This is a genomic window from Formivibrio sp. oc-25, assembly GCF_055810895.1.
This window is the reverse complement of sequence record NZ_JBVVOL010000017.1, coordinates 44,029-56,208: the sequence shown is the minus strand read 5'-3', so window position 1 is coordinate 56,208 and position 12,180 is coordinate 44,029. Positions and strand designations below refer to the sequence as shown.

9 protein-coding genes are annotated in these 12,180 nt (G+C 57.9%); 3 read left to right on the top strand and 6 right to left on the bottom strand.

Annotation, left to right across the window (positions count from 1 at the left end; all coding sequences use genetic code 11):
• Both AC0KVQ_RS11865 and manD read right to left on the bottom strand, forming a co-directional pair.
• The coding region (locus AC0KVQ_RS11865) for an alcohol dehydrogenase catalytic domain-containing protein (protein WP_473421373.1) at positions 1-356 on the bottom strand (356 nt) is incomplete at its 3' end.
• 10 nt (positions 357-366) lie between these two features.
• Positions 367-1,572: a D-mannonate dehydratase ManD gene (gene manD / locus AC0KVQ_RS11860; protein WP_473421372.1), complete on the bottom strand. Its 1,206-nt coding sequence runs from the start codon at positions 1,570-1,572 to the stop codon at positions 367-369.
• A gap of 208 nt (positions 1,573-1,780) precedes the next feature.
• Here manD and recG point away from each other — a divergent pair, with 208 nt between their 5' ends.
• Positions 1,781-3,817 carry an ATP-dependent DNA helicase RecG gene (gene recG / locus AC0KVQ_RS11855; protein ID WP_473421371.1) on the top strand — a complete coding sequence of 679 codons (2,037 nt, stop codon included), beginning with the start codon at positions 1,781-1,783 and terminating at the stop codon, positions 3,815-3,817.
• A 203-nt stretch (positions 3,818-4,020) separates the two neighbouring features.
• Here the strand turns inward: recG and AC0KVQ_RS11850 are convergent, their stop codons facing one another.
• The 3 genes from AC0KVQ_RS11850 to AC0KVQ_RS11840 all read right to left on the bottom strand — a co-directional run bounded on the left by AC0KVQ_RS11850 (position 4,021) and on the right by AC0KVQ_RS11840 (position 8,238).
• Complete coding sequence (locus AC0KVQ_RS11850; RefSeq protein WP_473421370.1) at positions 4,021-5,244, bottom strand: M20/M25/M40 family metallo-hydrolase; 1,224 nt, start codon at positions 5,242-5,244, stop codon at positions 4,021-4,023.
• A gap of 38 nt (positions 5,245-5,282) precedes the next feature.
• Positions 5,283-6,668: an amino acid permease gene (locus tag AC0KVQ_RS11845; RefSeq protein WP_473421369.1), complete on the bottom strand. Its 1,386-nt coding sequence runs from the start codon at positions 6,666-6,668 to the stop codon at positions 5,283-5,285.
• Positions 6,669-6,849: 181 nt separating this feature from the next.
• Complete coding sequence (locus AC0KVQ_RS11840) at positions 6,850-8,238, bottom strand: tryptophanase (protein WP_473421368.1); 1,389 nt, start codon at positions 8,236-8,238, stop codon at positions 6,850-6,852.
• Positions 8,239-8,570: 332 nt separating this feature from the next.
• Here AC0KVQ_RS11840 and AC0KVQ_RS11835 point away from each other — a divergent pair, with 332 nt between their 5' ends.
• Entirely contained in the window at positions 8,571-8,981 is a 411-nt protein-coding gene (locus AC0KVQ_RS11835; RefSeq protein WP_473421367.1) for a RidA family protein, read from the top strand.
• Positions 8,982-9,060: 79 nt separating this feature from the next.
• Positions 9,061-9,765, top strand: coding sequence for a helix-turn-helix transcriptional regulator (locus AC0KVQ_RS11830; RefSeq protein ID WP_473421366.1), 705 nt, complete (start codon positions 9,061-9,063; stop codon positions 9,763-9,765).
• A 117-nt stretch (positions 9,766-9,882) separates the two neighbouring features.
• On the opposite strand, the gene AC0KVQ_RS11825 is transcribed toward AC0KVQ_RS11830, so the two are convergent.
• Positions 9,883-12,108 (bottom strand): NADP-dependent isocitrate dehydrogenase, encoded by a 2,226-nt coding sequence (locus AC0KVQ_RS11825; RefSeq protein ID WP_473421365.1) that lies wholly within the window; start codon positions 12,106-12,108, stop codon positions 9,883-9,885.
• Positions 12,109-12,180 lie beyond the last annotated feature (72 nt).

The following is a 12,180-nucleotide window of genomic DNA, read 5'->3' as shown; positions in this document are numbered from 1 at the left end:
CGCATGGCACTGCCGTAGAACCACATATCCAGACAATGCTGATGCTCACCGGCCTGGCAGAACTTGCACTTGCCGCACGGACGGCTAGGGCTCAGCGCGATGCGATCGCCAGCCTTGACCTTGGTCACTTTCGATCCGACCGCTTCGACCGTACCGGCCACTTCGTGACCCAGGACGATCGGCTGCTTGACGCGCACGACGCCAAATCCGCCATGCAGGTAGTAATGCAGGTCAGAGCCGCAGATGCCGCCGGCACCGATGCGCACCAGTACCTGGTCATCCTTCATTTCTGCGACCGGCACATTCTCGATGCGCAGGTCTTTTTCTTCATGCAATACGCATGCCTTGGCTTCCATCAAATTCTCCTTACCAGTTCCACAAGGTGCCGTCTTCGAGGCGTGCGACCGGCAGGTAAGCCGGTTCGTACGGGTATTTCTTCGCCAGCTCTTCGTCGAAATCGATACCCAGGCCCGGCAGCTCGCCCGGGTGCATCAGGCCGTCGTCGAAGGTGTAGTTGACCTTGAACACGTCCAGCGTTTCGGCGTGGTAACCCATGTATTCCTGCATACCGAAGTTCGGGATCGCCAGATCGAAGTGCAGCGCGGCAGCCATGCAGACTGGGGAAAGATCCGACGGGCCGTGGCTGCCGGTGCGTACCTGGTACAGCGCGGCCAGATCGGCGATGCGCTTCATGTGGGTGATACCACCTGAATGAGTAATCGTCATGCGGATGTAGTCGATCAGTTGTTCTTCGATCAGGTCCTTGCAGTCCCAGATCGAGTTGAACACTTCGCCCACGGCAACTGGTGTAACGGTGTGCTGGCGGATCAGACGGAACGCTTCCTGGTTCTCGGCCGGGGTCGGGTCTTCCATCCAGAACAGGCGGTAGTCTTCGATCGATTTGCCCAGACGCGCGGCTTCGATCGGGGTCAGGCGGTGGTGCACGTCGTGCAATAGGTGGGTGTCGAAGCCGAACTTCTCGCGGATCGCGGCAAACAGGTTCGGCACGAAGTCGAGGTATTTCTCGGTCGACCAGACTTGTTCTTCCGGCCAGCCCTTGGTGGCAGGTTCATACGCGCCGCCCTTGGATACGCCATACACCGACTTCATGCCCGGTACGCCGCACTGGGCGCGGATGGCCTTGAAGCCCTTTTCCTTGTACTTGGCGAAGGCATCGAGCGTTTCCGGAATATCGCGGCCGGTGGCATGGCTGTAGACGGTGACGCCTTCGCGCGAGGCGCCGCCGAGCAACTGGTACACCGGCATGTTGGCCAGTTTGCCCTTGATATCCCACAGCGCCATGTCGACGGCAGCAATGGCGGACATGGTCACCGGGCCACGACGCCAGTAAGCACCCTTGTACAGATACTGCCAGGTGTCTTCGATCTTCTGCGGATCACGGCCGATCAGCAGCGGGCAGACATGGTCCTGCAGGTAGCTGGCTACCGACAGTTCGCGGCCATTCAGCGTGCCATCCCCCCAGCCCACCACGCCTTCGTCGGTGGTGATCTTCAGGGTGACAAAATTACGGCCCGGACAACAGACAATCACTTTTGCGTCAACAATCTTCATTGGCTTCTCCTCAAGGGATTCGATCAAAAAATTCGTTGTGCATGCGCTTGTTCTAGTCGATCCGCTGCACGCATCGAATAATAACATACTAACATATTAGTATTTCAATGACTAAAAATAACATCGCATCCTGCTGTGGCCAACACGCTTTGCTGGCAATCTCGGGCCAAACCCGCTAAAGTGGCGCAACAAGAACGATCGTTCTAGGTTGTATCGACGCATGGACTTTGCCGCGCTCACGCCCAAACTCAAAACCCAGTTCGCCAAGATCGGCATCCATCGCCCGTTTGATCTGGTCTTGCATCTGCCATTGCGCTACGAGGATGAAACCCACCTCTACCCGATCGCGGATGCCCCTTCCGCGATACCGGTGCTGGTCGAAGGTGAAGTGGCCAGTTGTGAAATCCAATATAAGCCACGCAAACAACTGGTTGCCCGGATTGCCGACAAAAGTGGCACGCTGGTGGTTCGGCTGATCAACTTCTACCCGAGTGCGGCCAAGCAACTGGCAACCGGCAAACGCGTGCGCCTGTTTGGCGAAATTCGTCACGGTTTCTGGGGTGATGAAATGGTGCACCCGAAGATCCGCGTGGTCGGCGAACACAGCACGCTGAATGAATCGCTGACGCCGGTCTACCCGACTACCGCCGGCCTGCCGCAATTCCAGCTGATCAAATCCATCGCGCTGGCACTCAAGACCTGCAACCTGGCCGACACCCTGCCGGCCAGCATGATTGATCCACTCAACCTGCCCGACTTTGCCCAGAGCGTGCGTCTGTTGCATAACCCGCCTCCAGACGTACCGCAGGTGCTGCTGCGCGAACGCAGCCACCCGGCCTGGCGTCGGCTGAAATTCGATGAACTGCTGGCGCAGCAATTGAGCCTGCGCATGGCACGCGCGCTACGGCGCGAACAGAATGCCCCGGTTATCGCGCCGGCAGGTGTGCTGTCACAACAATTGCTGGCCACCCTTCCCTTCGGATTGACCCGCGCCCAGCAGAAAGTACTGGCCGAGATCAACATCGATCTGGCCCAGCCACACCCGATGCAGCGCCTGCTGCAGGGCGATGTGGGCGCGGGCAAGACCGTCGTCGCGGCATTGGCCGCCTGCGCGGCCATTGAAGCCGGCTGGCAGGTAGCCCTTATGGCACCGACAGAAATCCTGGCCGAGCAGCACTTCAAAAAACTGGCCGACTGGCTGCAACCGCTGGATATCCGGGTAGCGTGGCTGACCGGCAGCCTGAAATCGAAGGATAAAAAGGCTGCGCTTGCCGATGCAGTGGAAGGCCGTGCACAACTGATCGTCGGCACGCATGCGCTGTTTCAGCAGGATGTGGCATTCGAGCGACTGGGCCTGGTGATCGTCGACGAGCAGCACCGCTTCGGCGTGGCACAGCGACTGGCGCTGCGCAGCAAGGGCAACAGCCCGCACCAGCTGATGATGTCGGCCACGCCGATTCCGCGCACGCTGGCAATGAGCTTCTACGCCGACCTGGATGTGAGCGTGATCGACGAACTGCCACCGGGTCGCACACCGATAGTCACCAAGCTGGTATCCGATGCCCGGCGCGATGAAGTGATCAGCCGCATCGCCGCCAAGGTGCATGAGGGCCGGCAAGTCTACTGGGTCTGCCCGCTGATCGAGGAATCCGAAGCGCTGCAATTGCAGACTGCGGTGGATACCCATGCGCAACTTACCGAGGAACTTGAGGGGATTGCCGTCGGCCTGGTTCATGGCCGCCTGAAGCCAGCGGAGAAGGCCGCCGTAATGGCCGCATTCCAGAAGAATGAAATCCAGGTGCTGGTGGCCACCACGGTGATCGAGGTTGGGGTGGACGTGCCCAATGCCAGCCTGATGGTGATCGAACATGCGGAGCGCATGGGTTTATCGCAATTGCATCAGTTGCGCGGCCGGGTTGGACGTGGCCAGCATGAATCCGCCTGCGTGCTGCTGTATGCCGGCCCGCTCGGTGAAACCGCCAAGGAGCGCCTGAAGGTGATCCGAGAAACCACCGATGGTTTCGAGATCGCCCGCCAGGACTTGCGCATCCGCGGGCCCGGCGAGCTCGTCGGCATGCGTCAATCCGGTGCCGCGATGTTGCGCTTTGCCGATCTGGAAGCCGATGTCGATCTATTGGAAGCCGCGCGCGAAGTAGCGCAGGATCTACTGGCAAATGCGCCCCAGATCGCCGAAGCACATCTGGAACGCTGGCTACCGGGGCGTGAGGCGTTGTTGCGGGTGTAGGCCACGTCCCTTGGCTAGCACTGATGGATAGAAAAAGTGTAGGCTGGGCAGAATGAAGTCCAACATGTTTTGAAATCGTTGGGCTTCGCATCGCGCTGCCCAACCTGCATCGCAAAGATCGTGGAAAAGAAGCTCGGCAGCCGGGGCGAACGCCCGGCCAGCCCACGCTTCCTCCACCACCGAAACAACTTCCCTTCAGCAGCTTACTTCTTCAACTGCGCCGCTTCCTGAATCAGGGTCAGCACGAGATTGCCGGCCTTGTGCAACTCGGCTACCGAGATGTATTCCTCCGGCGTATGGTTGGCGCCGCCACCGACCGCCACCATCGCAGTCGGCACACCGTAGGCGTTGAAGAAGTTGGCGTCGGTTCCGCCGCCGGATTGCTTGTACTGCGGCGTACCGCCCATGCGGGCCACCGCCTTGCTCATGGCCACGACCGGCAGGGAATCCTTTTCCAGCAGGTAGGCGGACATGACCGGCGTCACCGTTACGTCGGCCTTGCCGCCATTGTCCGTTGCCGCCTTGATGAAGGCGTCCTTCATGTAGGCGGTCTGGCGTTCCAGCTTTTCCTTGCTGCGGCTGCGCGCCTCGGCCATCAATTCACACTTGGCTGGGACAACATTGGTGGCCACACCGCACTGGATGGTACCGACATTGGCCGTGGTTTCGTCATCCAGCCGGCCCTGTTTCAGATCGGCAATTGCCTTGCTGGCCAGCATGATGGCATTCAGCCCCTTTTCCGGTGCCTGCCCCGCGTGCGCGGCCCGGCCTTCCACCGTGATCTTCATGATGTTGGCACCGGGCGCATTGTAGAAAATGCCGCCGGTTTCGCTCGATCCATCCATCGAAATGCCAAAGTCGGCCTTCTTCAGCATGGCCTGGTTGATGTTCTTGGCACCCCACATGCCGCGCTCTTCCGCCACGGTCAGGATCACGAGGATATCGGCGTGCGGAATGTTCTTTTCCTTGAGAGTGGTCAGCGCTTCCAGAATGGCCATCACGCCGGATTTGTCATCCGCGCCCAGAATCGTCTTGCCGGATGCCCGGATCACGCCATCGACAATCTTCGGTTCCACGCCTTCGCTGGGCTCCACGGTATCGATATGCGCATTGAGCATCATCACCGGTGCACCCTGAATGCTGCCTTTGAAATAGGCAAAGATGTTGCCGGTATTGCCGTCGAAAGCCTTGTGCGCTTCGTCTTCGCTGACTTCTGCACCGAGTTTTGTCAGGCGCGCTTTCAAGACATCGGCAAATGCGCGTTCCTTGGTGCTTTGTGAACGGACCTTGGTGTATTCCAGGAAATCATTGAGCATGCGCTGCTCGTTGATCTCTAACTTGGCCTCTGCCGCAAACAGGGCGGGGGTGGCCATGCTGCCAGCCAGCAGCAGCGCGGCCACCTGTGTGCGGATCGTTACTTTTTTCATTGTTGTTTCTCCTTTGTTGGTCAGACGGGTATCAGGCATCAGGATTGGCGGGTCGCTATGGCAGGCGTCCCTGCCAGCGCGGCATCGTTGCGGCGTTTCAGGCGATAGCCCAGATACAGCAGGCCCAGCCACACTGGCAGTATGTAAACGGCTGTCACCATTTCCGGCATCTGCGTCATCAGCACCACGATCATCGCCAGGAAGGCGACGCACACATAATTGATATATGGAAACAGCGGTGCCTTGAACAACAGGGCTTCCTCGTGTTGCGCCTTGCGGAATTTCATGTGCACCAGCACGATCATGATCCAGGTAATGACTGCGGCAATGGTCGCCACCGCCATCACCTGCATGAATGCACCCTCGGGCACCAGGTAATTGATCACCACCACGATCAGGGTAATGGCCGACGAGAACAGGATCGCCACGAATGGCACCTTGTTGCCGCTGAGCTTCATGAAAATCTTCGGCGCATTGCCTTGTTCTGCCAGCCCCATCAGCATGCGGCTGTTGCTATAGATGCCGCTGTTGTAAACCGAGATTGCTGCACTGAGCACCACAAAATTGAGAATGTGGGCTGCGGAACTGATGCCAAGCTTGGAGAAGATCGTGACAAACGGGCTGCCCTCCATACCGACCTGATTCCACGGGAAGATGATCATCATGATCGCCAGCGAGCCGACATAGAACAGCAAAATCCGCCACATCACCTGTTTGATCGCGCGCGGAATGCTGGTTTTCGGATCATCGGCCTCACCGGCGGTAATGCCGATCAGCTCGGTGCCACCAAACGAGAACATCACCACCACCAGCGACAGCAGCAGCCCATGCATGCCGTTGGGGAAGAAGCCACCGTGTACCCACAAGTTGCTGATGCCGGTTGCCGGCCCGCCCAGATCGAAGAAAATCAGCCCCAGTCCCAGCAAAATCATGCCGATCAGCGCCACCACCTTGACGATGGCAAACCAGAATTCCAGCTCGCCATAGACCTTGACGTTGACCAGATTCAGCAGTGTGACGACCACCAGCACACTCAATGACGTGGCCCAGGCCGGGAAATCCGGAAACCAGTAGGCGACATAGATGCCGACCACCGTCAGCTCAGCCATGCTGACCAGAATGTAGAGGAACCAGTAGTTCCAGCCCGCCAGAAAACCGGGGAAACGGCCCCAGTACTTGTAGGCAAAGTGACTGAAGGCGCCGGCGACCGGCTCCTGCGTCGACATCTCACCCATCATGCGCATGATCATGTACATGATAAAGCCGCCGATCATGTAGGCCACGATGATGCCAGGGCCGACCAGCTTGATCGATGCGGCCGAACCGTAAAACAATCCGGTGCCGATGGCACCGCCCAGTGCAATCATCTGGATATGGCGGTTTTTCAGGCCGCGCGCCAGATGTTCCTTGTTGTCTTGTGACATGATGATTTCTCCTGTTGCGTGATTATTTCAAACTACCCGTTCGAAATGGCTGGTTGCACACGGGTAAAAAGCATGTTTTCAGGCGGAATTCTTGTTATTGGCGCAAAAAAATGCCCTGCTCAGGCAAGGAATCAACCAATCCGGGCAGGGCCAAACGCGCACTTGTTAGCTCCAGCTTGTTTTAAACAATGGGCTCCAGATGGGCCTGAAAGTGCCGCAAAATCGGCGGCTCCCAGGTAATGCGATAGCCGCGCTTGATCGAGGCGGCGCGCTGCTTGATCTCGATCAGCGCATCGGCCATCACATCAAAGTGCGCCTGGGTATAGACCCGACGTGGAACCGCCAACCGGGTAAATTCGAAATTGGCACACAACTGCTCGCCGGTATCAGGATGGTTGCCCAGCATGTAGGAACCGATATCGCAGGTGCGGATACCCGCTTCCTTGTACAGCTCGATCGCCAGCACCTGACCGGGGAACTCGTTATACGGAATTTGCGGGAACATGGCCTTGGCATCGATGAATACACCATGGCCACCCACCGGGGACTGGTAGGCAATGCCGGCGGCATCCAGCTTGGCCGACAGGTATTCGAGCTGGCCGATCCGGTAGCTCAGGTAGTCATCGTCGATGCCTTCATACAGGCCGATGGACAGCGCTTCCAGATCGCGGCCGGACAAGCCGCCATAGGTGTAGAAACCTTCATAGGAAATGCAGTTGGCCTTGAGCTTGAGGATGATCGGATCATCGGCATGCTTCACGCCCAGCAGGCCGCCCATGTTGACAATGGCATCCTTCTTGGCCGACATGGTGAACATGTCCGCATAGCTGAACATCTCGCGCACGATGTCCTTGATCGGTTTGTCCTGATAGCCGGGTTCGTCGCGCTTGATGAAGAAGGCATTTTCAGCATAGCGGGCGGCATCGATATTGAGCTTGATGCCGTATTTCTTGGCAACCAGCGACACTTCGCGGATATTCTGCATCGACACCGGCTGGCCGCCGGCCGAGTTGTTGGTAATGGTAAGCACGATCAGGCCGATGTTTTCCGGACCATGCTGCACAATCAACTGCTCCATGCGCTCGACATCCATATTGCCCTTGAACGGCACGCGGCGCGAAGGATCCTTGGCGGCTTCAACCACGCAATCGATACAACGGGCACCGGCCATTTCCACGTGGGCGCGCGTGGTATCGAAGAACATATTGGAAATGGCGTATTTGCCCTTGCCCAGCAACAAGGGGAACAGCACCTTTTCCCCGGCGCGGCCCTGGTGCACCGGCTGGATATACCCGTAATTGAAAATATCCTTGCCGGCTTCCAGCAGCTTGTAATAGCTCGATGCACCGGCATACGCTTCGTCACCGCGCATGATGCCGGCCCATTGATCCTGGCTCATCGCGCCGGTGCCGGAATCGGTCAACAGATCGATGTAGCAATCCTCGCCGCGCAGGTAAAACAGGTTGTAATTGGCTTCCTTGATTTTTTGCTCCCGCTCGGCTTGCGTCAGCATGCGCAGCGGTTCAACGGACTTGATACGGAAGGGTTCTGGAATATATTTGATTGCCATGGCAATGTTCCTTGCTGGGTTGACATGGCACCCCGGTCATCGGCAGCGGGCAGAGGCTTTGCCTGGCAAACAAGGCAGAAGCGAAAAACTGCCAGCATGCGCGACTGGCGGACAGCGCGCTAATTTTGATAAAATTTTTTCACTTGCAACGAATTTATCGTCAATCAAGTGCAGTATTTGTAGCACCACCCTAAAATACCGTCAATAATTTTTCATTTTTAAATTTAAAATGAAAATTAATCACCAATAATGTGCAAAACCGGCTGATTGCGCACCATTTTGCAGCGCAATCGGGATAGCAAGCGCAGCTTATGAAAAAAGGATTTCAGACCATGCAAAACTCTTTGCAATCGCACCAAAACGGGACGCTCGCCATCGTCAACACCAGTGATGCCCCTGCCGCCATCGGCCCCTACTCGCAAGCCATCGTGGTGGATGGCTGGCTTTACAGCTCCGGGCAGATTCCGCTGACGGCCGAGGGCAAGCTGGTCGAAGGCGATATCGAAGCGCAGACCCGCCAGGTATTTGCCAACCTGCGTGCCGTATTGGCCGAAGCTGGCACCGACTTGAGCCGCGTGGTCAAAACCACGGTATTCGTGAAGGATCTGAATGATTTTGCCCGGCTCAATGCGGTCTATGCCGAAGCATTCGGCGCGCACAAGCCGGCCCGCTCCACCGTGGAAGTGGCACGCCTGCCGCGCGATGTACAGGTGGAAATCGAGGTGATTGCCCGTTTGCCCTGATTGGCCTGGGCACCGCATAATCAAACGCCTGCAGGCCCGCTGGTCAGGCAGGCGCTTACTCTTTCTAAAGGTTACTCACATGCCTGCACCCTGGGTCAGGACGTATATCAAGCTCACCGAATTTCTGGGACAACTTCTCGGGCCGGATTACGAGGTCGTGCTGCACGATGTGCAAAGCAGTGAAAATTCCGTCATCGCGATTGCCAACGGCCACATCAGCGGCCGCACCATCGGCGCACCGCTGACTTCGGCCGCCTTGCAGGCGATTGCCAGCGGCGACCATGAAACGCAGGATTTCCGCAGCAACTACACCGGTATTGCCGCCAACGGCAAGCTGCTGCGCTCGTCCACCTTTTATATCAAGGATGGCGAAGGCAAACTGGTGGGGCTGCTGTGCATCAATTTCGACGACAGCCGCTATCGTGAACTCAGCAGCAACATTCTGCGGCTTTGTCATCCCGATGCCTTTGTCAGCAATAATTTCGTCTTCAGCCAGACCAAACTCGATGCTGCCACGCAGGCGGCCGGCAGCCACGAAAGCTTCCAGAGTTCACTCTCGGAACTCACCGATGACGTATTCAACCAGGCGCTGAAACAGCGGGGCAAGGAAGCGCATCAGTTGTCCAAGCGCGAGCGCGCCGACTTGATTGAAGAGCTGCATGCCAAGGGCTATTTCCTGCTCAAGGGTGCAATCAAACAGGTCGCCGATGCCATGGGCTGCTCGCAAACCACGATCTACCGCCACCTGAACCGTTTGGACCAGGCCGACAATCAAACAAACTGAATTTTTCACCCATCGCCCGACCGTATCAGTGCAGTAACAAAAATGCCGCTCCCCTCTATCAGGGAGCGGCATTCATATAAACAGCCGGAATATTTTTAAGCGAGCAATCTGGCCGGATTATCCCAGCAGTGCCAGCGCGGCATTGAAGGTCGGGCTCGGGCGCATTGCAGCAGCCACCTTGGCCGGATCGGCGTGGTAGTAACCACCCAGATCCACCGGCTTGCCACCGGCGGCGATGATTTCCGCCACGATTTGAGTTTCTTTCTCGGTCAGCGCCTTGGCGAGCGGGGCAAACTGCGCAGCCAGCTCTGCATCGTCGGTCTGCGCAGCCAGCATTTGCGCCCAGTACAGCGCCAGGTAGAAATGGCTGCCGCGGTTATCGAACTCACCCACTTTGCGACCCGGCGACTTGTTGTTGTCGAGGAACAGGCCGTTGGCTTGGTCGAGCGTCTTGGCGAACACTTTGGCGCGTGCGTTGCCGGTGACATTGCCGTAATGATCGAGCGATTCAGCCAGCGCCAGGAATTCGCCCAGTGAATCCCAGCGCAGGTGACCTTCTTCCACGAATTGCTGCACATGCTTCGGTGCCGAACCGCCGGCGCCAGTTTCAAACAGGCCACCACCCGCCATCAGCGGCACGATCGAGAGCATCTTGGCCGAGGTGCCGAGCTCCATGATCGGGAACAGGTCGGTCAGGTAATCGCGCAGCACATTGCCGGTCACCGAGATGGTATCCAGCCCCTGGCGGATGCGATCAAGCGAAAACTGGGTGGCGGCTTCAGGTGACATGATGCGGATATCCAGCCCGCTGGTGTCATGATCCTTGAGGTAGGTTTGCACCTTCGTGATCAGTTGCGCATCGTGGGCACGCTGCGGATCAAGCCAGAACACGGCCGGCGTGTTCGATGCACGCGCGCGGCTGACGGCGAGTTTCACCCAGTCGCGGATCGGCGCATCCTTGGCTTGGCACATGCGCCAGATATCGCCGGCTTCGACGGCCTGCTCCAGCAACACCTTGCCTGCGGCGTCGGTAACGCGCACGGTGCCGGCTGTGCCAATTTCAAAAGTCTTGTCGTGCGAGCCGTATTCCTCGGCGGCTTGTGCCATCAGACCAACGTTGGGAACACTGCCCATGGTCACCGGATTGAAAGCGCCATGCTTCTTGCAGTCGTCGATCACGACCTGGTAAACGCCGGCGTAGCAGCGATCCGGGATGCAGGCCTTGGTATCCTGCAGCTTGCCCTCGGCGTTCCACATCTTGCCGGAATCGCGGATCATCGCCGGCATCGAGGCATCGACAATCACGTCGCTCGGTACGTGCAGGTTGGTGATGCCCTTGTCGGAGTTCACCATGGCAAGCGCCGGGCGGCTGGCATACAGCGCCGCGATATCGGCCTGGATTTCCGCCTGTTTTTCGGCCGGCAAGCTGGCAATCTTGGCGTACAGATCGCCCACGCCATTGTTCGGATCAAAGCCGAGCTGTGTCAGCGTTTGGGCGTGCTTTTCCAGCACCGGAGCGTAGTAGACCGAAACGAAGTGACCGAACATGATCGGATCGGATACCTTCATCATGGTGGCCTTCAGGTGCACCGAGAACAGCACGCCAGACTGCTTGGCATCCTCGATCTGCGCGGCGATGAATTCGCGCAGTGCATTTTTGCGCATGACCGAGGCATCGATCAGTTCACCGGCGAGTACCTTGGTCGATTCCTTCAGCACCTTCACGCTGCCGTCGGCGGCCACGAGTTCGATCTTCACGCTGCCAGCCTCTGCGATCAGCGCGGATTTTTCGCTACCGTAGAAATCGCCACTGCTCATGTGGGCAACATGCGATTTCGAATCGGCGCTCCAGGCACCCATCTTGTGCGGATTCTTGCGCGCATAGTTCTTCACTGACAGCGGCGCACGGCGGTCGGAGTTGCCTTCGCGCAGGACCGGGTTCACGGCAGAACCCTTGACCTTGTCGTAACGAGCCTTGATAGATTTTTCTTCGTCATTGGCCGGGCTATCCGGGTAATCCGGCAGCTTGTAGCCCTGTGCTTGCAGTTCCTTGATCGCTGCCTTCAATTGCGGGATAGAGGCACTGATGTTCGGCAACTTGATGATGTTGGCTTCCGGCGTCTTGGCCAGCTCGCCCAGTTCGGCCAGATGATCGCCAATGCGCTGCGATTCACTCAGGTATTCGGGGAAAACGGCAATGATGCGTCCAGCCAGCGAAATGTCGCGCGTCTCGATCGCGATGCCGGACGACTGGGTAAATGCCTGCACGATCGGCAAGAGCGATGCGGTGGCCAGTGCGGGTGCTTCGTCGGTCTGGGTATAGATGATTTTTGCGATTGTCATTTTGATTTTTATCTCCGTGGGTTCGGAAAAGTACACAAATACATGCTTCGATACCTTGCATACGGCAGCGCG